General features: G+C 37.9%; 18 protein-coding genes. 9 read left to right on the top strand and 9 right to left on the bottom strand.

Features of this window, described 5'->3' with window-relative positions:
- Positions 1-257: 257 nt before the first annotated feature.
- The 5 genes from pheT to nth form a co-directional block, all read right to left on the bottom strand.
- On the bottom strand, positions 258-2,672 hold the full coding sequence (pheT, locus tag ACFIM8_RS00345) for a phenylalanine--tRNA ligase subunit beta (protein ID WP_375614315.1): 2,415 nt from the start codon (positions 2,670-2,672) through the stop codon (positions 258-260).
- A gap of 32 nt (positions 2,673-2,704) precedes the next feature.
- The gene (pheS, locus tag ACFIM8_RS00340) at positions 2,705-3,787 is read right to left on the bottom strand and encodes a phenylalanine--tRNA ligase subunit alpha (RefSeq protein ID WP_375614314.1); all 1,083 of its coding nucleotides are present in this window, start codon (positions 3,785-3,787) and stop codon (positions 2,705-2,707) included.
- A 94-nt stretch (positions 3,788-3,881) separates the two neighbouring features.
- Entirely contained in the window at positions 3,882-4,283 is a 402-nt protein-coding gene (gene rplT, locus ACFIM8_RS00335; RefSeq protein ID WP_012754515.1) for a 50S ribosomal protein L20, read from the bottom strand.
- Positions 4,284-4,316: 33 nt separating this feature from the next.
- Complete coding sequence (gene rpmI / locus ACFIM8_RS00330) at positions 4,317-4,520, bottom strand: 50S ribosomal protein L35 (RefSeq protein WP_183193590.1); 204 nt, start codon at positions 4,518-4,520, stop codon at positions 4,317-4,319.
- Positions 4,521-4,673: 153 nt separating this feature from the next.
- Positions 4,674-5,414 (bottom strand): endonuclease III, encoded by a 741-nt coding sequence (nth, locus tag ACFIM8_RS00325; RefSeq protein ID WP_375614313.1) that lies wholly within the window; start codon positions 5,412-5,414, stop codon positions 4,674-4,676.
- Positions 5,415-5,536: 122 nt separating this feature from the next.
- Here nth and ACFIM8_RS00320 point away from each other — a divergent pair, with 122 nt between their 5' ends.
- The 3 genes from ACFIM8_RS00320 (at position 5,537) to ilvD (ending at position 9,051) form a co-directional block, all read left to right on the top strand.
- The gene (locus ACFIM8_RS00320; RefSeq protein ID WP_375606171.1) at positions 5,537-5,968 is read left to right on the top strand and encodes an Hsp20 family protein; all 432 of its coding nucleotides are present in this window, start codon (positions 5,537-5,539) and stop codon (positions 5,966-5,968) included.
- A 26-nt stretch (positions 5,969-5,994) separates the two neighbouring features.
- Entirely contained in the window at positions 5,995-6,246 is a 252-nt protein-coding gene (locus ACFIM8_RS00315) for a DUF1150 family protein (RefSeq protein WP_375606172.1), read from the top strand.
- 966 nt (positions 6,247-7,212) lie between these two features.
- On the top strand, positions 7,213-9,051 hold the full coding sequence (gene ilvD / locus ACFIM8_RS00310) for a dihydroxy-acid dehydratase (RefSeq protein ID WP_375614312.1): 1,839 nt from the start codon (positions 7,213-7,215) through the stop codon (positions 9,049-9,051).
- A 1,390-nt stretch (positions 9,052-10,441) separates the two neighbouring features.
- On the opposite strand, the gene mutS is transcribed toward ilvD, so the two are convergent.
- Positions 10,442-13,186 carry a DNA mismatch repair protein MutS gene (gene mutS, locus ACFIM8_RS00305; protein WP_375606174.1) on the bottom strand — a complete coding sequence of 915 codons (2,745 nt, stop codon included), beginning with the start codon at positions 13,184-13,186 and terminating at the stop codon, positions 10,442-10,444.
- Positions 13,187-13,381: 195 nt separating this feature from the next.
- Here mutS and ACFIM8_RS00300 point away from each other — a divergent pair, with 195 nt between their 5' ends.
- A complete protein-coding gene (locus ACFIM8_RS00300; RefSeq protein ID WP_375608954.1) occupies positions 13,382-15,682 on the top strand; it encodes an NADP-dependent malic enzyme in 2,301 nt (766 codons plus the stop codon).
- A 69-nt stretch (positions 15,683-15,751) separates the two neighbouring features.
- Here ACFIM8_RS00300 and secB read toward each other — a convergent pair whose 3' ends face one another.
- Together secB and ACFIM8_RS00290 are read right to left on the bottom strand one after the other, a co-directional pair.
- Positions 15,752-16,228, bottom strand: coding sequence for a protein-export chaperone SecB (gene secB / locus ACFIM8_RS00295; RefSeq protein WP_375606176.1), 477 nt, complete (start codon positions 16,226-16,228; stop codon positions 15,752-15,754).
- 142 nt (positions 16,229-16,370) lie between these two features.
- Positions 16,371-16,865, bottom strand: coding sequence for an FxsA family protein (locus tag ACFIM8_RS00290; protein ID WP_375606177.1), 495 nt, complete (start codon positions 16,863-16,865; stop codon positions 16,371-16,373).
- A 174-nt stretch (positions 16,866-17,039) separates the two neighbouring features.
- Between ACFIM8_RS00290 and ACFIM8_RS00285 the strand changes: the two genes are divergently transcribed.
- Positions 17,040-17,732 (top strand): Tim44/TimA family putative adaptor protein, encoded by a 693-nt coding sequence (locus ACFIM8_RS00285; protein ID WP_375606178.1) that lies wholly within the window; start codon positions 17,040-17,042, stop codon positions 17,730-17,732.
- 52 nt (positions 17,733-17,784) lie between these two features.
- Positions 17,785-18,375, top strand: coding sequence for a Smr/MutS family protein (locus ACFIM8_RS00280; RefSeq protein WP_375607863.1), 591 nt, complete (start codon positions 17,785-17,787; stop codon positions 18,373-18,375).
- A 990-nt stretch (positions 18,376-19,365) separates the two neighbouring features.
- Here ACFIM8_RS00280 and ACFIM8_RS00275 read toward each other — a convergent pair.
- Complete coding sequence (locus ACFIM8_RS00275) at positions 19,366-19,902, bottom strand: GcrA family cell cycle regulator (protein ID WP_375606180.1); 537 nt, start codon at positions 19,900-19,902, stop codon at positions 19,366-19,368.
- A gap of 484 nt (positions 19,903-20,386) precedes the next feature.
- Here ACFIM8_RS00275 and ACFIM8_RS00270 point away from each other — a divergent pair, with 484 nt between their 5' ends.
- From ACFIM8_RS00270 to ACFIM8_RS00260, 3 genes are read left to right on the top strand one after another with little or no spacing between them, the layout of a single operon-like run.
- Positions 20,387-21,601 carry an aspartate aminotransferase family protein gene (locus ACFIM8_RS00270; RefSeq protein ID WP_375606227.1) on the top strand — a complete coding sequence of 405 codons (1,215 nt, stop codon included), beginning with the start codon at positions 20,387-20,389 and terminating at the stop codon, positions 21,599-21,601.
- Positions 21,598-22,533, top strand: a complete 936-nt coding sequence (gene argF, locus ACFIM8_RS00265; RefSeq protein WP_375614311.1) for an ornithine carbamoyltransferase — start codon at positions 21,598-21,600, stop codon at positions 22,531-22,533. The genes ACFIM8_RS00270 and argF overlap by 4 nt, the downstream gene beginning before the upstream one ends.
- A 36-nt stretch (positions 22,534-22,569) precedes the next feature.
- Positions 22,570-23,571 (top strand): Hsp33 family molecular chaperone, encoded by a 1,002-nt coding sequence (locus ACFIM8_RS00260; RefSeq protein ID WP_375608951.1) that lies wholly within the window; start codon positions 22,570-22,572, stop codon positions 23,569-23,571.
- The last annotated feature ends 839 nt before the right edge of the window (positions 23,572-24,410 follow it).

The raw sequence follows: 24,410 nt of genomic DNA, 5'->3' as shown, positions 1-24,410 counted from the left end.
ATTGCAAATAATTTGCATTATCATTTAGCAATAGCAGTTATCTTTTACATTTGCAATGAAGGATTAAGAGAAAAAATAACTTTTCAAGATGTTTAAAAACAGTTTTTTCATATTGAAAAAATTGATAATTTAAGCAGCTTGTTTTAGTAAAGAGATCCCCTTTCAAGAAGTTCTATAGCTCTTGAATGCCAAACAAAAAGGGAGCACTCAAAAATGCTCCCACTTCATGTAAAATATCTCATAAAAAATGAGAATACTCAGTAGCGTAAATATGCACCTGTCATTTTGGTAACATTATCCACGATCTTTGAGGCAAGCTTTTCTAAATCTTCATCTGTTAGAGTCCGTTCTATGGGCTGAATAGTTACTTCAATTGCAACAGATTTTTTATCTTCACCAAAGCTTAAATCTTCAAAAATATCAAAAACCTGCACTGAATGAATAAGTTTTTTATCAGCTCCACTTGCCGCCCGAATAATAAGAGAAGAGGCAACAGTTTTATCCGCTATAAAGGCAAAATCACGCCGCACCATTTGAAAAGGTGAGAGTTTCAAAGGAGGACGGCTTTTGGTCGTTTTTTTCTTTGATTCTGGAATTCGGTCTAGAAAAATTTCAAAGCCGCATAAAGGACCACTGACATCTAACGTTTCTAATGTAGCAGGATGAAAAACACCAAAAAAACCAAGAATAATCTTTGATCCAAGTTTTATGACACCTGAACGACCTGGATGATACCAATCAGGTGCTCCAACTTCAATCTGCACTTTCCCAACATCCATATCACATGCTTCTAAAACAGCTAAAGCATCTGCTTTGGCATCAAAAACATCAACGACGGTTGCATTTCCATTCCAAAAACGCCCTGCCCCTTTAAATTGCTCTGTTCCGCGACGAACTCCACTAACAACACGGTGTTGTTTATCAGGGGTGTCACCCTCATAAATACTTGAAACTTCAAACAAAGAAAGATCGGAAAAACCACGATCAGCATTTCTCTGTGCCGCCATAATCAAACCAGGTAAAAGGGAAGGACGCATTACTGACATATCAGCAGCAATAGGATTAACTAATTTAAGCTCTTCTTGACCTCCTCCAAAAGCAAGAGCTTGATTTTCAGAAATAAAAGACCATGTTACCGCTTCTTTCATACCACGTTGCACTAGAGCCAAACGTGTAGCACGTGAACGAATTTGTGCGCATGTTAAAATTTGATCTTTTCCTTCTGCAAAGTTTTCCAAAGGAATAGGTTTAATTTTATCTAACCCATAAATTCTCATAACCTCTTCCACCAAATCGGCTTTACCCATAATATCAGGGCGCCATGATGGTACTTTTACCGTAACGACATCTCCTTTTCCTTCAACAAAAAATCCGAGTTTTGTTAAAATAGAGACGACTTTTTCAGGCTCTATTTCCAAATTTGTTAAACGTTTAATTTCAGAAAAAGGAAAAGCGATCTGTTTGATTTCTTGTTGTTGATAGCCGATGATCCTCTTCTTAGATACTTCACCACCACAAAGACGTAAGACCAATTCTGTTGCAATTTCAAGCCCTGTTTCTATAAAAGCCGGATCAACACCTCGTTCAAATCGATAACGTGCATCACTGATAAGACCTAATGCTCTTCCTGTTTGTGCAATGCTTTGCGCATCCCAAAGCGCCGATTCAATAATAACGCGATGTGTTGTTTCATCACAACTCGTTCTTTCACCGCCCATGATGCCGGCAATCGAAACAACCCCCTCGTCATCTGCAATGACACAATTCTTAGCGCCCAGATGATAGACTTTTCCGTTTAGTGCTTGAAGCTGTTCTCCCTCACGAGCACAACGTACACACAAATTACCTTTAATTTTATCTGCATCAAAAACATGGAGTGGACGACCAAGGTCAAAACTGATGTAATTGGTCATATCAACAAGCGCATTAATCGGTCTCAAACCAATTGCATTCAAACGTTGTTGCATCCACTGTGGTGATTCGCCATTTTGAACATTGCGTACTTCACGCCAAGCAAAGCCTAAGCATAATGATGAACCTTGCGAAAAATCTAATGAAACATCGAGAGGTGTTTCAAAAGCAGTATCAAATTTTGGTAAAGACAATTCTTTTAATTTTCCCATTCCAGCGGCAGCAAGATCACGGGCAATACCGCGAACACCTGTACAATCGGAACGATTGGGGGTCAAACCAATATCAATGATCGGATCATCTAAACCAGCATAAGCTGCAAATGAATCTCCAATAGGTGCATCTTCTGGAAGTTCGATAATCCCGTCATGCTCATTTGTTAATTCAAGCTCTGCTTGCGAACACATCATCCCAAAACTTTCAACCCCGCGGATTTTTCCTACAGATAATGTCACATCGAGTCCTGGAATATAAGTGCCTGGTAGTGCCAGAACACCAATAAGACCTGCACGTGCATTTGGTGCTCCACAGACAACTTGAACAGGTGTGGAAGTTCCTGTATCCACTGATAAAATTTGAAGTTTATCGGCATCAGGATGTTTTATTGCTGTTAAAACTTTTGCAATCACAAAACCTTTTAAAGAAGACCGATCATCAACGTGATCAACCTCAAGACCGATAGCGGTTAATTTTTCACAAATTTCATCCAAAGATGCATTTGTCTCTAAGTGATCTTTTAACCAGGACAATGTAAACTTCATTTTAAAACCTCACATGAAAGCGATGACTAAGATCACACATTTCTATTAGGAAAAAAAGCAGGCATATCAAAGCAACGAAAGCCATAATGGTCTAACCAACGCAGGTCAGCATCAAAAAAAGCCCGCAAATCAGGCATACCGTATTTCAACATGGCAATACGATCAATGCCCATTCCCCATGCAAAGCCTTGATATTCATCGGGATCTAAACCAACATTTTTCAACACATGAGGATGCACCATTCCGCATCCTAAAATTTCCAACCAACCCTGTCCTTCACCAAATTTTATTTCTGAACCAGAACGATCACATTGAATATCCACTTCCATAGATGGTTCGGTAAAAGGGAAAAAAGAGGGACGAAAACGCATTTTTACAGAAGGAACTTCAAAAAATTCTTTACAAAAGGTTTCATGTAGCCACATCATATGGGCAATGGTGGAGGTTTTATCAATGACAAGACCTTCTACCTGATGGAACATAGGAGAATGCGTTGCATCCGAATCCATGCGGTAAGTTTTTCCAGGAATAATGATCCGTATCGGTGCTTTTTGTTTTTCTAGTGTACGAATTTGTACGGGTGATGTATGGGTTCGCAATAATTTTCTCTCTCCCATTTTATCAACATCAAAAAAGAAGGTATCATGCATTTCACGCGCTGGATGCCCTTCAGGAAAATTCAATGCTGTAAAATTATAATAATCTGTTTCAATATCTGGACCTTCGGCAAGAGAAAAACCCAACGTTGTATAAATGGCAATAATTTCCTCAATCACTTGTGAAATAGGATGAATACGCCCCCGTTCTATAGGAGAAGAACGAACAGGTAAGGTAACATCCACTGTTTCACGAGAAAGACGAGCATTCATTGCTTGTCTTTTTAGAAGATCACGCTTTTGCGCCCATAACTCTAAAATACGATTTTTTAATCCATTAAGAACAGGTCCAACTTTATGACGCTCGCTAGCCTCCATTTTTCCTAATTCTTTTAATTTTTCAGAGATACTACCTTTTTTACCCAATGCTGAAATACGCACTGTTTCAAGTGCTTGTTCATCACCTGCTGCCTCTAAGGCTAAACAAATTTCTTGTTCCAGACGCTCAATATCATTCATATTTTTGCCTATTTTCTAATAAAGAAAAACCCGCACTCGCAATAGCCAGCACGGGACCTCGAATAAATAAATGCTTTAAGAGAACACGACTGGCTTACTTGACAGCGCCTTCAAAAGCATTAGGTGTTGTGTCTTTTAAATATTCTAAAGCTTTTTTTGCTGAAGCGACTAGAGCTGAAAATGCTTCCGCCTCGTGGATTGCTATGTCTGAAAGAACTTTACGATCAACTTCAATACCGGCTTTTGATAAGCCATCAATAAAACGTCCATAAGTTAAACCTTCTGCACGAACAGCCGCATTAATTCTCTGAATCCACAAAGCACGGAAAGTACGCTTTCTATTTTTGCGGTCACGATAAGCATACTGCTTTGAACGATCAACTGCTGCTTTAGCAGCACGAATGGTATTTTTACGTCGACCATAAAAGCCTTCAGCTTGTTTAAGAACTTTTTTGTGCTTAGCGTGTGCTGTCACACCTCTTTTCACACGAGCCATATTATAATCTCCTCAAAATCAAAAGCGTAAGGTTTAAATACCATTCGGCAAATAATGCTGAATGACTTTTTTAGCATCTTGTTCACATAAAACCATTGTTCCACGTGCATCGCGAATAAATTTATTCGAACGCTTAATCATGCCGTGGCGCTTACCAGCAGCTGCTACTTTAATTTTGCCTGACGCAGTGATTTTAAACCGCTTTTTAGCGGATGATTTGGTCTTCATTTTGGGCATTTTGCTACTCCATACATTAGTTTATTCAATCAAACATCTATTCACTCAAGCGGACCAACGCTTGAACAAGCATTTAAACAGCCACGGCATGCCCTGCCGGGCGGTTCCAAAAATGTTCTCATAAGCTAGTATACACAAAATAGCAAGACTGTATTACAAAAAAATCGGAGCGCCATTACCTTGAATTTCAACCAGAGGTGCTGGGATAGCATTTGTTTTGCTTGCGGCTTTACATAAATCGGCAATAATGCATTGCGCACATTTTGCTTGACGTGCTTGACAAATATAGCGTCCATGTAAAATTAACCAATGATGCGCATGACGAAGATAATAGATCGGTATAATCTTTAATAATTTTTTTTCGACAATCTCTGGTGTTTTGCCAGGCGCTAAACCAAGACGATTGCTTAAGCGAAAAATATGTGTATCTACTGCCAATGTAGGTTGACCAAAAGCAACATTCAAAACAACATTAGCCGTTTTTCGTCCCACTCCAGGGAGGGACATAAGTGCTTCACGCGTATCAGGGACTTGACCGCCATATTGATTAATTAAACAGTTGCAAAGTGCATAAATATTGCGTGCTTTTGCTCGCCAAAGACCGATTGAACGGATATGAAGTGCTATTTCTTCTTCCCCTAATGCAACCATTTTTTCCGGTTGATCAGCAAGGCGAAATAATTCTTTTGTCGCTTTATTAACGCTTACATCTGTCGCTTGAGCTGAAAGTACAACTGCCACCAAAAGCGTAAAAATATTTGTATAGATAAGATCACTCTTAGGCGCTGGGCGTTGCACAGAAAAACGGCGAAATATTTCTGCAATTTCATCTTTATTATATAATATACTAGATAAATTTCGCGCTTTTGATAATTTTATGGTACGTTGAGTCATTGAACTCTCTTAATCTTCTCTCTTGAAGTTATCATTTACGCTCGCCATATGAGAGGAATACAGCGAACACTTTGTATAGAGTTTGGTCAAGTAACGCCGCTTTTCAAAGAGGATACTCATGAATGACACATGTGACGCCTTTCTCCAATCCTTTTCTTTTAGGATTTGAAACCGTAGAAAAAACATTGCAACGTATCGGTAAAGCTGATGAAGCTTACCCAGCCTATAACATTGAACGTTTACATAAAAACGATGATGCAAATCATATCCGGATAACTTTGGCTGTTGCTGGATTTAAGATTAACCATCTTAATATTTTGCTCGATGATAATCAATTGGTTATTCATGGTAAACAAACAGACAACCAAAATCATCAATATTTATATCGCGGTATAGCAGCGCGACAATTCCAGCGAATCTTTATTCTTGCGGAAGGGATGCACGTCACAAATGCCGAGTTGAAAAATGGTCTTTTATCAATTAATCTGTATCAACCAAGATTAAAAAAAGAAATAAAACAGATTCCAATTAAAGTCAGTAGTGGTGAGTCATAAAAGTTAAGGCGTAAAGGAACCGTGAAATGGGAGAACATAAACAAAACTTATCGTTTCAGAACACAGCCTACTCTGATGCGGGACAAATTGCTTATTTAAAAAAAGTTTGTACAGATGACTTGGCTAAAAACTTTCCAGATCTTCCGCCAATGACCCCAGGCATTACCATATGGGCTCTCTTTGGTGAAACAGGTTATCCTATCATTTTATCCGATGAACGCTCTATCGCTCTTGCTGGAGCCAATGAGCATGAACTACAAATTGTAACTCTGCACTAGATTTCCTTACGAGGAAAACGAAGTCCTTTATAAATTCTATTCGTTTTTCTCATAAAGGGTATAATGATATAAGACATTGATTTATATTCATAATTAATTTTTTACAACTGGAATGAGAATCCCGAATATCATAAGGTTCTCTCATTTGAGATCTTCTTATATTAAAACAATTAAAGTCACTTGCTTGATGTCATAAGCAGGGAGAGCCATGTGGATAAAAACACTTGAAGAAAGGCATAAAAATCTCTCTTTTTAATTGTCTTAATTGCCAAGGACTTCGCAACATTGGGGATGAGTAAAATGTATGATGGTGTTTGTTTTCTTCTTCATAAGTGGTGAGGATGCTTCTCATAAGTTTATATTATTCACGAGGGCTGTTATACCTTTATGGGCGCTGTCATGAACTGAGTTCGAGCGCAGTGAGAAATGTTTCTTTAAAACGAATGCGTAAATTGGCAATACAAGTGTATTTTGTTTGGTGTGTTTTGTTCTTCCTAAGGGGGTAACTCCATTGAAGAGTGTGAAAAACAAAAGTGTGAGACAGCGCCTCATCATTATTTAAAAGATATTACTATGGAAGCTTTTGAAAGGTGTAAAGCTGAATTGTAAGGAGATGATAGGTTTTTACCACGATGCCTTTATATTCTTTCCAATTTCAGAAATTACGCAAATAGATATACGCAATATAGCCATCAAATCTGGCATACAAAAATCTAGAACAGTTCATACTGCACTGAATCGTCTTGACATTTGTCTCAAACATAGAGTTACGCAGGGATGAGATGTTGATTGATAAGGAATAGAAAAAACAAAAGCTTTATGAGGAAGTTGATGCAAATCTTTTAATTTTGTGCTTCAAATGCCTCAGTCCAAGGTATTTTTCTCTTTTGAATATTAAAGCTCTTGTTTTTATAATGAAGTTACAGCACAACAAGAAAAATGGAATTATTTGAGGGGAAAAAAATAATGCCTTCTTACCGTTCAAGAATATCGACTCACGGGCGTAATATGGCAGGAGCCCGCGGTCTTTGGCGTGCAACAGGGATGAAAGATGCAGATTTTGGTAAACCCATTATTGCGATTGCGAATTCTTTTACACAATTTGTACCAGGACATGTCCATTTAAAGGATCTTGGGCAATTGGTTGCACAACAGATAGCCGTTGCTGGTGGTGTTGCGAAAGAGTTTAACACTATTGCTGTAGATGATGGAATTGCGATGGGGCACGATGGAATGCTTTATTCTTTGCCTTCACGCGAAATTATTGCTGATTCTGTAGAGTATATGGTTAATGCACATTGTGCGGATGCACTTGTCTGTATTTCTAATTGTGACAAAATTACGCCTGGTATGTTAATGGCTGCTTTACGGTTGAATATTCCAACAATCTTTGTTTCAGGCGGTCCTATGGAAGCAGGTAAGATTAAATGGAAAGATCAAGATCTAATGGTTGATTTGGTTGATGCCATGGTCGCAGCAGCTTCAGAACAGAATTCAGAAGAAGAAGTTGCTGAAATGGAGCGTGCTGCTTGTCCTACATGTGGTTCTTGTTCAGGAATGTTTACGGCCAACTCTATGAATTGTTTAACGGAAGCATTGGGGCTTTCGCTTCCCGGAAATGGATCAATGCTAGCAACACATGCAGATCGACGGATGCTTTTTGAAGAAGCTGGAAAACAGATTGTTACATTGGTCAAGCGTTATTATGAAGAAGATGATGAAACAGTTTTGCCACGCTCTATTGCTTCACGCAAGGCTTTTGAAAATGCAATGACCGTTGATATTGCTATGGGAGGATCAACCAATACAGTACTGCATCTTTTAGCAGCGGCGCAAGAAGGTGCGGTGGATTTTACAATGACGGATATTGATCATCTTTCACGTCGTGTTCCTGTTTTATGCAAGGTTGCTCCTGCTGTTGCGAATGTGCATATGGAAGATGTTCATCGCGCCGGTGGTATTATGGGGCTTTTAGGCGAATTGGATGCGGCGGGACTCATTGATACGTCAACTTATACGGTTCACGCAAAAACGATGAAAGAAGCTTTGTACCGTTGGGATGTAAAACAAACCAATGAACCAACAGTTCGTGCATTTTATCGTGCTGCTCCAGGTGGCATTCCAACCCAAACCGCTTTTAGCCAATCTAGTCGCTATGAGACTCTTGATCTTGATCGTGAAAAAGGTGTGATTCGCGATAAGAAACATGCTTATTCACAAGATGGAGGATTGGCAGTTCTTTATGGAAATCTTGCAAAAGATGGCTGTATTGTAAAAACAGCAGGTGTTGATCAGTCAATTTTAACCTTTAAAGGTCCAGCAAGAATTTTTGAAAGCCAAGATTCAGCTGTTTCAGCTATATTAACGGATAAGATTAAAACAGGTGAAATTGTTTTAATCCGTTATGAAGGTCCTCGTGGTGGACCTGGAATGCAAGAAATGCTTTATCCAACGAGTTATCTCAAATCTAAAGGATTGGGCAAGGTTTGTGCACTTGTTACGGATGGACGTTTTTCAGGGGGGAGCTCAGGGCTCTCGATAGGACATATTTCACCAGAAGCTGCTGAAGGAGGAGAAATTGCGTTGGTAGAAGAGGGAGATATCATAGAAATTGATATTCCAAATCGTAGCATTCATATATTGGTTGATGACATTGAAATGAAGCAGCGTCGTGCTAAGATGGAAGCAAAAGGAAAAGGTGCTTGGCAACCGGTTGAGAAGCGTCAGCGTAAAATTTCAAAGGCTCTCAAAGCTTATGCAGCGATGACCACATCTGCTTCAAAGGGTGCAGTTCGTAATATTTGATGAGATAAAGGATGCGTTTTAAGAGACATCTCTCAATGCTCCCAAGTTCATTTTATGATGGCATCCGTGAATGGTATAATGGTGGATTCCCCATCTTTACGCTTGAGAAGAAGCAAGCCGGCACCATCGCACACTTTGCCAGCTCATGGATGTTGCTACAATCCTTGGGGTTCATAAGAGGCATTTGTATTATAGTTTTTCCCACACACTCATCCCGCTTGTGATGTGCAAGCAAGTGATTTTGATTGGTTTAAGATAAACAGGTTTGAAATGAAAGAATCTTACGATATTTGGGGGGGCTAATTCAAGTTGAATAACGCTAAACTTTAATTATAAATCAATGTATTGACTTATAAAAGAAAGATAGTCCTCTAAGAGATTTTTTGGTTTCTTTTGCACAATATTCTAAGCGGATAAGTTTATGAGCTTATAAGGATATTTTGAGTTATCGTAAGTATGATTAAAAGGCGATGCATAAAATTTATAAAAGCTGCTGCGGATTTTTTTAGTAGTTGTGTAAGACAGGTGAGGTCGTATCAAGCGCTTTTCATATCATATTCTAGTTTTATGCAAGGTTATGATCTCTTATTACTCATCTTATGAAAGATATTTATTGTACTGGTGATATTATTTTGTTGGGCTATAAAACACTGTCATTGAGGCGCGGGATATAAGAAAGCTTTCAACATTTAAGCGTTTTTAACGTGTGTTGTGAATATTCTTAGGCTTGTTTGTCGAGTCCTTGTGTAAGTTAATTACATGAGTGGGAAGCTTAAGAGGAAACCGCTAGAATTGGGACTGTTTACAGATCAAATTCGAGTGGAAATCTTCGTCGTTTAAAGTTGGGAAGGTATTTCAAAAGCTTTTTTTAGGAAAATAAAATGCAACTAGGATATCATTGATATACTTAATTATATGATTCATGTGGAAACAGTAAAAGAGTTCTTTATCATTTAAAATATAAAGAAAAAGCGTAATCTATTGCACGTGAATTTATCATGCAAAATGGGGTAGTATGATACACACAGACAGCTTTAAACCAACGCTGTTGCTATGAGTAAGATGATATTGAGCGTAAAAAAGCGTAATTCATTAGACATGCATGTTGGCAAGGTGGAGGAGAATTCAAGATAATCGTTGCAAAAAATGATTGTCTTGTAAAAAGAATCGATGTGGATCAATTTTTTTGTATAAACGTCAAGATTGATCTAAGGAAATATGAAATATAATGCATAGGATTTTTCCTCTAGATGCATTCTACTTATCAAAATATATTGCGTAGAAAAGCAATAGGAATAAGGTAAACAAATATTTGTACCAAAACATATCAAAAAAGGACACTTTATTTCCTATTAAGAAAGCTTATTTAATAAAAAATAACATCTGTTTTCTATAGGGGGGTACTCTCTTCAAGCTGTTTGAGGTGGTAAATTGTTTCTAAAGCTTGCTTAGGAGAGAGTTCATCAGGATGGATATTTTTTAAAGCTTCGTGAAGAACACAATGTTTGTTTCTTTCTTCATTGACGGGAGATGTTGCTTTAAGAGAAAAGAGGGGTAAATCATCAATGAGTTTATGCCCTTTTCCAGCCATTTCACCTTGTTCTAGTTGATGGAGGACATCTGTCGCTCGTGTAATAACGGCTGGGGGAAGTCCAGCAAGCTTTGCAACTTGTACACCATAGGAACGGTCAGCAGCTCCTGGTATGACCTCATGAAGGAAAACCACATCACCATCCCAATTTTTGACTTTCATGGTTACATTATGCAGTCTATCAAGTTTTTCGGTAAGCGCAGTCATTTCATGAAAATGGGTAGCAAGAATAGCACGACAATGGTTAACTTCATGGAGATATTCAACGGCTGCCCAAGCAATAGATAGTCCATCAAAGGTTGATGTTCCACGTCCTATTTCATCAAGAATAACAAGGGAGTGGTGACTTGCATGGTTGAGAATCGTTGCTGTTTCAACCATTTCCATCATAAAGGTTGAGCGCCCTCGTGCAAGATCATCGGAAGCACCAACACGGCTAAACAGGCGATCAACGACGCCAATATGCGCTGAAGTTGCTGGAACAAATGACCCCATTTGTGCCATAATAGCAATGAGAGCATTTTGCCGCAAAAAAGTTGATTTTCCTCCCATATTAGGTCCAGTTAAAAGCCAGATTGCTGCATACTGTTGATTTTTTTGTACAGAGAGATCACAATTATTGGCAATAAAGGGTTCTGCGGCTTGTTTGCGGAGTGCTTGCTCGACGACAGGGTGGCGTCCTGCTGTAATATGAAAGGTCAGTGAATGATCAATTTTAGGGCGGCAATATCCTTGTTCTTCAGCAAGATGTGCTAGAGCGACAGAGACATCTAAAATTGCAAGTGCTTCAGAGGCTTTACGAATAAAGTCAACTTGTTCGGTAATTTCCTGAACGAGAATATCAAAGATTTCTAATTCAAGCGTCAATGCATGGTTGGCAGCATGGGCAATACGGCTTTCAAGGTCAGCAAGCTCTGTTGTCGTAAAACGCATAGCATTTGCCATTGTTTGGCGATGAATAAAACGTGCTTTAGCCTGTGGATTATTTGTGAGAGCAGATGCTTGTGTACTGGTTACTTCAATGAAATAGCCTAGAATATTATTATGCTTTATTTTAAGCGTCTTAATATCTGTTTCTTGGGCATATTGCGCTTGAAGTTCAGCGATAACGCGGCGAGATTCGTCACGTAAAGCCCGCATTTCATCGAGTTCTTTATGATAATTGGAGCGAATAAATCCCCCATCACGTTTAAGCAGTGGGAGATCATCAGCTAATGCTTGCTCTAAATGAATGTATAAAGCTGTGGGTAAGTTTGAGAATATCTGCTGTACATCACTTATTTCTTGAGATAGGAGCTCATTATTAAGGAGTTGATGCAGTTCACGAATGATTTCAAAACCGCGTTGGATTGTCGCCATATCACGGGGGCCTCCTCGTCCAAGAGCCAAACGTGAAACGGCGCGGGGCATATCTGGTCCCCCTTTTAAAATAAGCTTTATCGCTTCTGCAAGAGAAGGATTACGTAGAAAAAAATCGATAGAATCCAAACGCGTATCAATCGCTGAAGGAGTGGTGAGGGGAGCAATAAGGCGGTCAATAAGAAGGCGTGACCCTCCTCCTGTTACAGTGCGATCAATCGCTTTTAATAAACTTCCATCCCGTTGACCTGATGTCGTACGAATAAGTTCAAGGCTTAATCTGGTTGCAGCATCAATAAAAAGAGTCGCACTTTCATTTTGGCGCTCAGGCTGCATGAGGGGAGGACGATGCGTGATTTGTGTTTTTTCGATATAACGAATAGCCGCCACAATTGCAGAGAGTTCGGAACGTGAATAATCGGCAACACCCTCAAGAGTTGAGAGTTTAAAATAATTGCAAATATCGCGTTCAGCGGTGAGTGCATCAAAGAGACAAGCAGGTTGAGGTGAAACGATACGATCAAGAACATTAAAAAGCGATTTGTGAGATTTATCATGAAAAAAGGAATCAGCAACAATGATTTCTTGTGGATCCACACGCATAATATCTGCCAAAAGTTTTTCTTGGCGGCTTTCTGTTACACGAAATATGCCTGTTGAGATATCAATCCAAGAAAGAGCAAACTCTTCTCCATCACTGGTTTTTATACGGGAAAGCGTCATCAAATAATTTGCACGCGTTGGATCAAGGAGTTTTTCTTCTGTTATTGTTCCAGGTGTTACAAGACGAACAACATCACGCCGAACAACAGATTTTGAGCCACGTTTTTTCGCTTCAGCAGGATCTTCTATTTGTTCACAAACAGCAACGCGATAACCACAAGCAATGAGTTTTTGCAAATAATCATCTGCCGCATGAACGGGAACACCACACATAGGAATATCTTGTCCTAAATGTTTTCCGCGTGCTGTGAGTGTGATTCCTAAAGCCTGAGCCGCTTCAATTGCATCATTAAAAAATAATTCATAGAAATCCCCCATCCTGTAAAAGAGAAGGGAATCATGATTGATGGCTTTGATTTCTATGTACTGCTCCATCATAGGTGTAAGACGTTCTTGAGAGGAAGCAGATGAGGAGGCAGGCTGTGGAATTAAATTATTTTTATGATTGTTTTTTTTATCCATTTGTACGAGGCCTGTTTCCTTTAAGTGAAGTTTTTACTCTTTTTTGTTTACTTCGATATTTATTTATCTCTAAATTGCAACGTATCATCAGATTTGCTAAGGCAAGAATAGCGATTTCTAACATATGAATCAAATTTAATAACTATACGCATTATCAAGCAAAATTTACACTGTTTTTGGAGAAAATAAAGTGAGATGAAAAAGAGCGAGCAGGATCAGAAAATGTCTCAAACTGTTTACAGTGCGAGCGAAAGAGAAGCTCTAGATTTTCATAGTCGTGGTCGACCAGGAAAGCTTGAGATTGTTGCAACAAAGTCTATGGCAACACAGCATGATTTAGCACTTGCTTATTCACCAGGTGTTGCAGTTCCAGTTAAGGCAATTGCTCAAAATCCAGCACTCGCTTACGATTATACAGCAAAAGGCAATCTTGTTGCTGTTATTTCAAATGGTACAGCTATTTTAGGGTTAGGCAATTTAGGTGCCCTTGCCTCTAAGCCGGTCATGGAAGGCAAAGCAGTGCTGTTTAAGCGTTTTGCGGATATTGATTCCATTGATTTAGAAATTGATATAAATGATACGGAAAGTTTTATCAATTTGGTGCGTCATTTAGAACCTTCTTTTGGTGGAATCAATCTTGAAGACATTAAGGCACCTGAGTGCTTTATGATTGAAAGCCGCCTACGCGAGGTGATGAATATTCCTGTTTTTCACGATGATCAACATGGTACAGCGATTATTGTTGCTGCGGGTGTTCTCAATGCTTTGACTTTAACAGGGCGCGATATGCAAAACACGCGGTTAGTCTGTAATGGTGCTGGTTCTGCTGGGATTGCTTGTATTGAACTGATTAAAGCAATGGGCTTTCGTTCTGAAAATATCATATTATGTGATACAAAGGGCGTGGTCTATGAAGGTCGTAAAGAGGGAATGAATCAGTGGAAATCTGCGCATGCTATTCGAACGGATAAACGTACGCTTATGGAAGCAATGGAAGGAGCAGATATATTTTTCGGGGTTTCTGCTAAAGGTGCTCTTACCCCTGAAATGGTAAAATCCATGGCGCCGCAGCCGATCGTTTTTGCTATGGCCAATCCCGATCCAGAAATTACGCCGGAAGAGGTTATGCAAGTGCGTCATGATGCTATTGTTGCAACAGGGCGTTCCGATTATCCAAATCAGATTAATAATGTTCTCTGTTTTCCTTATATATTTCGTGGTGCGCTTGATGTGCGTGCAACAGTTATTAATGAAGACATGAAGATTGCTGCGGCAAGAGCTCTTGCTGATTTAGCGCATGAGGAAGTACCTGACAGCGTTGCAGAAGCTTATCGTGGAAAGCGATTAAAATTTGGTCCTAATTATATCATTCCCGTTCCTTTTGATCCGCGTTTGTTCACAGTTGTTTCAATAGCGGTAGCAAAAGCAGCAATGGAAAGCGGTGTTGCACAAAAGAACATAGATGATTTAGAGGCCTATGAGCGTGATTTAAATGCGAGGCGTGATCCTACTTCTTCGATAATGCGTGGGGTTTATAACCACGTTCGTCAAGCGCCAAAACAAATTGTTTTTGCAGAAGGTGAAGAAGAACAAGTTATGCGGGCAGCCGTTTCTTATGTTCATCAAAAATTAGGACAAGCGATTTTGGTTGGTCGGGAAGAGCAAATAAGAGAAGCAGCTGTTATCGCTGGAATTGATTTGGAGCGTGAAGGTATTTCTATTATAAATGCCAAGCTTTCTTGCCGTACAGATGCTTATGCGAATTATCTTTATAAAAAGATGCAGCGTCAAGGCTGGCTGTTGCGTGACTGTCATCGTCGTATCAATAATGATCGCAATTATTTTGCTGCGTGTATGGTGGCACTAGGAGATGCTGATGCAATGGTTACAGGGGTGACACGCAATTATGAAACAGCGTTGATCGATATACGTCGGGCAATTGATGAAAAACCAAAAGAACGATTGATTGGTATTTCAATGGCCATTTGCCGTGGCCGAACTGTGTTTATTGCCGATACAGCTGTTTATGAAAATCCTAATGCTGAAGAATTTGCTGATATAGCGGAACAAACAGCTTCGTTTGTGCGTGGATTTGGATATCAACCACGGGTAGCATTTTTAGCATTTTCTACGTTTGGCTACATGAAAGGGCAGACGACGCAGCAAATTCAGGATGCAATTAATATTTTGCACGAACGCAAGGTTGATTTTGAGTTTGATGGAGAAATAAGCGCTGATGTGGCGCTCAATTCCAAATTGATGCAGCAATACCCATTTATGGGATTAACAGAGACTGCTAATATTTTAGTTATGCCTGGATATCACGCGTCTTCCATTGCCAGCAAAATGTTACAAGAACTTGGTGAAGCAACCATCATTGGTCCTATTTTAATTGGATTGGAAAAATCTGTCCAAATTGTACCATTTAGTGGAAGCGATACAGATGTTGTCAATATTGCAATGCTTGCGGCTTATCATGCCGAAAAAGTCATCTAAAGGAAAAAAAGCCCCTAATATACCAATAATATATCAAGGGGCTTTTTGATAGCAAAAAAAATAAATTTTTTAAGAGGGCTGTATTTGACTGTCCTTTTGTTCTTCAGAAAGACGCTTTTGGAAGAGTGCTGCAAAATCAATAGGGTCAATCCACAAAGGTGGAAAACCACCACTTTGAGTAGCATCAGATATAATTTGGCGAGCAAATGGAAATAAAAGACGGGGACATTCAATAAAGACCAGTGGCATAACATGTTCTTGTGGAATGTTTTTAAGGTGGAAAACACCACCGTAAATCAGTTCTACATGAAATAAGGTTTCAGTGTCATCATTGGCTTTAACGGAGAGAGACAAAACGACATCATAATTATCATCACCAATTGGGTTAGCATTGACGTTAATATTGATATCAATTTGTGGTGACTTTTCACGTGCACGCAATGAACGAGGAGCACCAGGGTTTTCGAATGATAAATCTTTTAAATATTGAGTTAATACAGCAAAAACCGGCTCTCCACCACTGTTATTCATTTCACCTTCGGCCATACGACGAACCTCTCTCATTATAATATGTATATTTATTTTAGATCTAAAGACCAGATTGGTTATCACGCCTTGCAAAAGGTTGCAAGAAATGCGCTCTTTATCTTGAATATTTTTTTAGTTTGTTACAGATTTTTTAGGCATTTCAATGGTTATCATCATTTTTGCGCCATGGAGATTCTGTCGTATCATGAATTGTGTAATCTTCTGCGTTAAGGTCAATTATTTTTTCAGAGTCATTTTTTCTTTTAGTATTTTGATTCATTTTGTTTTTTAATGATGAAAAGAAATGCCAAACAACAGAGCGAATTGGTTTAATAAGAAGTAATATTCCCAAGAGATCAGTTATAAAGCCGGGAAGAATAAGTAAAATCGCACTGAACATAATGAAAGCATCATTGATAATATTATTTTCTAATGTGCGTCCTTGGATAAGTTCAGTTTGTATGTTTTTTAAAAGGCTAATCCCTTGAATTCGCAATAAAACAACCCCAACTATGGTTGTGAGAATAACCAGACTCAAGGTTGCTAAAATACCAATTTCTTGACCAACAAAGATAAAACCAGCAATCTCGATTAAAAGAATGCAAAGAAAGATAACAACAAAAAAACGAGGATTTATAGAATAAAGTTTTATCACATGAAAATTTCCTTCTGGATGAGTAGGGGGAGAAATTCTTAAGAGAACTCCGTTTAAATACAAAATCTATAAAAATATTTGAATGATAAGATTCCTTATTTTACATATTTATTGATAAATGGTATTGACTGCAATGTTTATTAGAGACTTAATCTTTGGAGATTGACAGCGCCTATGGAATTTGACGTTATACTTGTCATCGCTCTTGTTATTATGGTTGTTATTTTTGTGCAACTCCGTAATGTATTAGGGAAACGAATTGGGTTTGAAAAGCCACCCTTTGATCCTTATTCACGACGTTCTAAAAAACAAGATGAGACAGAAACGACAGATAATATTGTTTCGTTCCCTCATCAGAAAAATTCAGAAAAAGGCAATTTTAGTGAAATTGATGAAATTGCACCAGAGGGAAGTATTTTGAATAAAAATTTGCGAGCACTGCGTAAAATTGACCCGCATTTTTCTCCTCAATTTTTTATAAAAGGTGCACAAATTGCTTATGAAATGATTGTAACAGCTTTTGCCAAAGGTGATCGCAGTCAACTAAAAAGCTTGCTTTGTCAGAATGTTTTTGAAAACTTTTGTACAGCGATTGAACAACGAGAAAAAAACAAAGAAAGAATAGAGTTTACTTTTGTTGGAATTAATAAGATCGAGTTTGTCTCGGCGGCAATACAAGAAAAAGACGAACTTTTAACGATACGTATTGTCAGTGAGATGATTTCTGTTACTTATAATGAACAGGGCGAGCGTATAGACGGTGATCCTGATGCTATTGTAGAAATCAGGGATATTTGGACTTTTGTTCGCAATAGTTTATCATCAGATCCCAACTGGAAGCTTTTTGCTACAGAAAATGAAAATTAAAATACTTTTTGTTTTTCTTCCATAAGCATTCAATGATTTATGAGAAATTAAAATGTCCTCAAGTAAATGGAGACAAAAAAGAGATTTATTGGCTTCACAAGATCGCCTTTTATGGGAGATGGTTTGTCGTACGATAACACCGCTTCACGGTAAGATGCTCTCTTCTACTTCAGAAACTATTGCAAATATTAATGATAAAAAACAGCCTGTAACTCAAATCTCCTTATTGTCTCAGGAAAATCAACAACCCTCGACAATTATTAAAAGAGAAAAGAGGGCAGTTACACAAGCACAAAAGGTTCATTTCTTTGATCATGTTGCACATCGTAAAATTTCCCAAGGTCGTTATCCTCTTGAGGCGCGTCTTGATCTCCACGGTTATATGCAGGAAGAAGCTTATTTTTTCTTAAAAAAATTTCTACAATCCTCTCAGCAGAGAGGATTGCGTTATGTTCTTGTGATTACAGGAAAAGGACGATCCGTTGGGAGCGATGGAGCTTTGTATAGATTTGTTCCGTATTGGTTATCAACACCAGCTTTTCGATATTATGTCCATGCGTTTGAAAAAGCAGCGCGTCAACATGGCGGAGAAGGTGCGCTTTATGTTTGGTTGCGCCGTTTCGTATCGGGAAAAGAAATGTGATGTTATTGAGGTCGTTTCAGGTTCAATATTGATTTTATAAGATCTCGTATGTTACAGGTTATAGAAAAGACGTAATAATATACTGATTAATAACGATAATTAATTATTTCCCATATATTGCGCAAAAACCTTAAATACAATATTCCCTTATTTTTTAATTTTCTTATAAAGACATTGTTTTACACTCTCTCATTGCCTCATGCTTTTGTTTTTACAGATTTAATGTGATAACAGCACTCACGAAAAACAGAATGTTTCAGGCAGAACATACTTATACTACATATTCACATGCTTATTAAAAAAATATCTCCTAATATTTTCAAATTCATTTTATGGAAGGGCGTGTAAAAAGTAATCTCCATGAGGTGTACAAAATTCATTGTACACCACCATCTTTACACTTACATATAAAGTGCAAGGTTGGATATTCTAACGTGATTTACCACTTCCCAATATAGCGACAGCCCTTGAATTTCCCCTTAGTACTTGAGAAAGTTTATAAGCCGTGTGCTTTTCTTTAAGTGTTTTTACTCTACACGGCTCTCATTTCGTTTGTGATGTGCAAACGAAAGGTTTTTATTAATTCAATATAAGAAGACTTAAAATGAGAGAGTCTTATCATATTTGCGGATCTGATTCAGGATGTAAAATGATAAATTGTTTTATAAATCAATGCATTAATCTATTAAGTATATGAAAAATAAAAACATGAGAAATTAAGAAACTACGTTCTTCAAAAGATATTGCTACTATGGATAGTTTTAAAAACTGTATAACTGAATTAAAGAGAATCGTAAAAATAAACAACAATAGACATTTTACAACACATAGCCACACACTCGCATCAAAAGATACAATTTACGATGAATGCTTTCATGAAGAAATTTTTTCATTCATTAAAGAACAAATTTCTTTCTCATAATAATTCAATAATTAAAATTTAATAACGAAGCGCAGAAGGCGTAGAATACGAGATTCAATCGGAGGATATTACACTCTTATCCGACGTCTTTCAGATATTGGTTGAAATGCTAGCTTAGCGTGAAAGGCACAATAAGGGCTATTTTCATCAGAATCTGCACCACAAAAATGAAAATCTGCTGATAATGGATCGCCAACCGGCCATCTACATGTATTTTCACTCAATTGTAGAAGATTAAGTTGACGTGATATAGGCACAACTACATTGGATTTTGTGGACATATCAACTTCTTTTACATCTTCCACTACAAATTCTGTCTTTAAAGCGGTTTCTTCAATACTTACAGCTGATGTGTTTATTGGCGATACCGTGGATGTGTTGCGACGCACACGTGGAGATGATGGGCTGCTGCTTCCCACGGGAGTTTTTTGCGCACGCGTGCTTCCTTGTGCTGTCTTACCACGTCCTGGTAACTTTAATCGATGTACTTTGCCGATGACTGCATTTCTGCTGACCCCACCTAATTGAGCAGCAATTTGACTTGCACTTAATCCTTCACTCCAAAGCTTTTTAAGAAGCTCAACGCGTTCACATGTCCAACCCATACCAGCACTCCATTCCGATTACGTCACTAAGATGCTTTCCCCCGTTGCATCTTCAAATGTTTAAATAATGTTTTCATTACGCTGAATGAAAGAACTTTACACTCTACGTGAGCATAAAAAAATCATCCAACCTGTGGATTTACAAATCAAAACACATCATCTTGCTTATTATATTGTAAATTACAATATGCACTCACTCTATGACAAGAGTCTTTACCTCTTGAAGAGTTTATTTAGAATGTTTTCCCCAACTTGCAAATCAATCATAGGTTAAACTTTCACTTTTGTTTAAGGTTTTTTCCAAAATGCTTATTTGTAGAACCTTCATTGACTTTTTTTCAATTGGTGTAATGATCTATTCCATAGGTGTAATCATTAATCGCAATGAAAGTTGAAAGCACCGTAACGAAATGTACCATGTTGTTTTATTTATAGTGTCGCTTTGTATATATATTGAAAAGGTTAAAATATAAAGGAAATTATGATGGACACCATCTCTGTACAACCACTTTATGAATGCTTCGCACGACGAAATTTGCATTTTGAACAAGGGCATGGTGTATGGCTTATTTCCGATAAAGGAGAACATTATCTTGATTTCACATCTGGCATTGCTGTTAATGCATTAGGGTATTCACATCCAAAATTGGTTGATACACTCAAAATACAAGCTGAAAAGCTTTGGCATGTTTCCAATCTTTTTCAATCTCCTGAACAAGCAGCTCTTGCTACGCGGCTTTGTGCAAATAGTTTTGCAGATAAGGTTTTTTTCTGCAATTCAGGCACTGAAGCATTAGAATGCGCATTTAAAACAGCGCGTCATTATTACTATGCCGCTGGTCATTCAACACGCATTGAAATAATTACTTTTGAAGGGGCATTTCATGGACGTACACTTGCAGCACTTGCTGCGACTGGGCATGAAAAATATCTTGAAGGCTTTGGACCTAAAGCTGGTGGATTTATTCAAGTCCCTTTTTGTGATGAAACCGCTTTGCGTAACGTTATTAATAAAAATACCGCCGCTATTCTTATTGAACCTATTCAAGGAGAAGGAGGAATACGAACGGTCCCTCATGAATATTTAAGATTTTTGCGCAAAATATGCGATGATAATGGTCTGTTATTGATTTTAGATGAAGTCCAAACGGGTGTAGGACGAACAGGAAAGCTTTTTGCCTATGAATGGAGTGATGTCACGCCTGATATTCTTACCCTTGCAAAAGGACTAGGAGGTGGATTTCCATTAGGTGCTTGCCTTGCAACGGATAAAGTTGCAAAAAGTATGACACCTGGGACGCATGGATCAACCTTTGGAGGCAATTTGCTTGGAATGGCTGTAGGAAATAGTATTCTTGATATTTTGTTAGAGCCAAGTTTTCTCAACCATGTTCAGCGTATGGGGGATAAATTAAAAAATGGACTTTTGCACATTCTCAATATCTATCCTGATATTATCTGCGCTGTTCAGGGGATGGGGCTTATGATGGGCATTCAGTGTGTTGTGCCTTCAAATCTCGTTGTTAATGCCTTGGAAAGTGAATATCTCTTAAGTGTTGCTGCCAACAATAATGTTGTGCGCTTATTGCCTCCTCTTATTATCAAGGAAGAAGAAATAGATGAAAGTTTGCGTCGTATTGAAAAAGCAATTTCTTATCTTTCGAAAATAAATAAGGACAGACAAATATCACACACATGACAAATGCTCTTCGTCATTTCACGGATTTATCCATTTTAACGCCAGCAATGGCACGTGCATTAATCGATTATGCAAAAATCCTTAAAGCATCTTTTAAAGCAGGAAAAGGTTCAAAACCTTTTATAGGTAAAACGCTCGCGATGATTTTTGAAAAACCATCCACACGAACCCGTATTTCATTCGATATCAGTATGCGCCAGCTTGGGGGAGATACAATCATGCTCACGGGCTCAGAGATGCAGCTTGGTCACAGTGAAACTATAGCTGACACGGCTCGAGTTTTATCCCGTTTTGTGGATGTCGTGATATTACGAACAACAAAACATCAACGTATGCTCGAATTGGCACAATATGCACAAATTCCTGTCATTAATGCCCTTACAGATGATACACATCCTTGCCAAATTTTAGCAGATATCTTAACCTATGAGGAACATAGAGGGCCAATTGCTGGCAAAATATTTGCATGGATGGGAGATGGTAATAATGTGCTCCATTCCTTAATTGAAGCTGCAGCTCTTTTTGGTTTTCATTTGCGTGTTGCCACACCAAAGGGCAGTGAACCACAAGAACAATTTGTACATTGGGCACGTGAGCGGGGAGCGCATCTTATGCTAACCCATAATCCCCAAGAAGCGGCTCAAGATGCTGATTGTATTATGACCGATACATGGGTCTCCATGGGACAAGAGTTTCGTGCTCGCAGTCATTCTATTTTTCAGCCTTATCAAGTAAATGAAGCTCTCATGAAATTAGCAAAACCGGATGCTCTTTTTATGCATTGTCTTCCTGCTCATCGTGGTGAAGAAGTGGTTGATTCTGTGATTGATGGACCGCACTCCGTTGTCTTCGATGAGGCTGAAAATCGTCTTCATGCTCAAAAAGCAATTCTTTCTTGGTGTTTACAAGATGCATTTTTCTCTCCACAATAGCCTCCCTACAACAAATTATATAAAAAAGGTAAAGCTATGAGTGAACAAGCTAAGGATGAAGCCTCTCTCAACAACAACTTCTTGCATGAAGATGATAGTGTTATTCCCTTTCAAGTTGAAGAACTTGATATCCGTGGACGTGCCGTACAACTTGGGGAAACTTTAAATTCTATTCTCACAAGACATCAATACCCTGAACCGGTTTCTTATCTTCTAGCAGAAGCTTTACTTTTAACGGTTCTGATTGGAACTTCTCTAAAACTTACGGGAAAATTTATTCTACAAACCCATTCCGATGGACCGGTTAATATGTTGGTGTGCGATTTTTCGCCTCCTTCCAGTTTACGTGGATATGCTCGTTTTGATAAGGAACAGCTTAAACAAGCCATAGACAATGGTCAAACCTCTTCAGAAATACTTTTAGGAAAAGGAACTTTAGCTTTCACAATTGATCAAGGTCCCCACATGCAACCCTATCAAGGGATAGTTGCATTAGAGGGATCAAATTTACAAGAAGCTTCTCGTATTTATTTTGATCAATCAGAGCAAATTCCTACCGATATTCGTTTGGCTGTTGCCATATTAATTAATCGTGATCAACAAGGAAAACCGCAGAAAAGTTGGCGAGCTGGAGGTATTTTGACCCAACTTTTACCCCAAGAATCGTCTCATCATAAAATAGATGCTCCTCATCAAAAGCGAGAAGAAACGAAAACTCATACCCAATTGGATAACCAATGGCAGGAAGCTAAAATACTCATGAAAACGATTGAAAGTTCAGAATTAACAGATCCCCAAGTGGGTAGTAAACAGTTATTGTTTCGTCTTTTTCATGAACAAGGTGTTAGAGTTTTTAATTCTTTTTCTCTTGTCGATCAATGTTCTTGTTCATGCGAAAAAATTAAAGGAATCCTAGAAGGATTTCCTATTGATGAACGCAATAAAATGGTTAAAGATAACTATATTTCAGTCACATGTGAATTTTGCTCAAAAACGTATCGTTTTACACCGCAAGAATTTCTAGAAGAAAAAACATAATCAAATATTTTTCATAAAAAATGATGATTGCAACAAAAGCCTATTTTATTTGCGTCATAAAAGTTTACGCATAAGCTCATATGAACTTCTAGAATATTTCTTGTTTTAGAGTTTTTTTAGTGTATACGAGTGATCTTTCTGTTGAAATCAGTAATTATGTCATAGAGTGCTTAAAAAAGAGTTCTCTGTAAAATATATTTCCTCTTCTCGAAAAAGCTTCTTTTGTACTTTTTACATCTCAAAAGTTTATTTCTTACAATGAATTCTTTTATAATGTTCATTGATAAATTGATTATGTACTCATAACTTATCTTCTCTGTTAAATGAGACTTTTTGATTGTAGTCATATTTTCTTACTCGAATTTATCTTATTAAGACTCAATAAAGCTTATTAGTTATAATCATAAGGGAAATTATCGAGAGAATAAGAATGTATAGATTCAATATAGGCTTTATGGAGTCTATTACGAACAGATAAGTGTAATGGGAATAAATATAACAATGACGCTGCAAAAAAGCAGATTTATTATTTTATAAAGATGAGAATAGTGGTGAAGTCCCCTCATAACAATGTGTATTTCAGATAAAAAAGCGGAGAAAAAATACTATATGATTTTGAAAACAATAGTTTGTTGCTGTCACTAAGCTAACGATGGTTCTATAGCAATATTGTTTTGTCCAAATAATCAAAACTAAAGCTCCCAAACAGATATTTAATCGCTAAGGAAAAATGAAAACTACTTAAAATTTTTGTCATATTTTGGAGGTTTGTTCTACAGATATTTCTTTACATATGTTTTTGAATCAACAATGATAATACTCTTGTCAAATTTTTCTAA

This window comes from Bartonella sp. AC535YNZD, assembly GCF_042196625.1.
GTDB lineage: Bacteria > Pseudomonadota > Alphaproteobacteria > Rhizobiales > Rhizobiaceae > Bartonella.
Note: the sequence above shows the minus strand (reverse complement) of the source record. Positions and strands in the feature narration are given on the sequence as shown.

Bases quoted from the DNA above. Each gene is read 5' to 3' on its own strand.
- pheT (WP_375614315.1), bottom strand. From the start codon at position 2,672: ATGAAGTTTACATTGTCCTGGTTAAAAGATCACTTAGAGACAAATGCA.
- pheS (WP_375614314.1), bottom strand. From the start codon at position 3,787: ATGAATGATATTGAGCGTCTGGAACAAGAAATTTGTTTAGCCTTAGAG.
- rplT (WP_012754515.1), bottom strand. From the start codon at position 4,283: ATGGCTCGTGTGAAAAGAGGTGTGACAGCACACGCTAAGCACAAAAAA.
- rpmI (WP_183193590.1), bottom strand. From the start codon at position 4,520: ATGCCCAAAATGAAGACCAAATCATCCGCTAAAAAGCGGTTTAAAATC.
- nth (WP_375614313.1), bottom strand. From the start codon at position 5,414: ATGACTCAACGTACCATAAAATTATCAAAAGCGCGAAATTTATCTAGT.
- ACFIM8_RS00320 (WP_375606171.1), top strand. From the start codon at position 5,537: ATGACACATGTGACGCCTTTCTCCAATCCTTTTCTTTTAGGATTTGAA.
- ACFIM8_RS00315 (WP_375606172.1), top strand. From the start codon at position 5,995: ATGGGAGAACATAAACAAAACTTATCGTTTCAGAACACAGCCTACTCT.
- ilvD (WP_375614312.1), top strand. From the start codon at position 7,213: ATGCCTTCTTACCGTTCAAGAATATCGACTCACGGGCGTAATATGGCA.
- mutS (WP_375606174.1), bottom strand. From the start codon at position 13,186: ATGGATAAAAAAAACAATCATAAAAATAATTTAATTCCACAGCCTGCC.
- ACFIM8_RS00300 (WP_375608954.1), top strand. From the start codon at position 13,382: ATGAAAAAGAGCGAGCAGGATCAGAAAATGTCTCAAACTGTTTACAGT.
- secB (WP_375606176.1), bottom strand. From the start codon at position 16,228: ATGGCCGAAGGTGAAATGAATAACAGTGGTGGAGAGCCGGTTTTTGCT.
- ACFIM8_RS00285 (WP_375606178.1), top strand. From the start codon at position 17,040: ATGGAATTTGACGTTATACTTGTCATCGCTCTTGTTATTATGGTTGTT.
- ACFIM8_RS00280 (WP_375607863.1), top strand. From the start codon at position 17,785: ATGTCCTCAAGTAAATGGAGACAAAAAAGAGATTTATTGGCTTCACAA.
- ACFIM8_RS00275 (WP_375606180.1), bottom strand. From the start codon at position 19,902: ATGGGTTGGACATGTGAACGCGTTGAGCTTCTTAAAAAGCTTTGGAGT.
- ACFIM8_RS00270 (WP_375606227.1), top strand. From the start codon at position 20,387: ATGGACACCATCTCTGTACAACCACTTTATGAATGCTTCGCACGACGA.
- argF (WP_375614311.1), top strand. From the start codon at position 21,598: ATGACAAATGCTCTTCGTCATTTCACGGATTTATCCATTTTAACGCCA.
- ACFIM8_RS00260 (WP_375608951.1), top strand. From the start codon at position 22,570: ATGAGTGAACAAGCTAAGGATGAAGCCTCTCTCAACAACAACTTCTTG.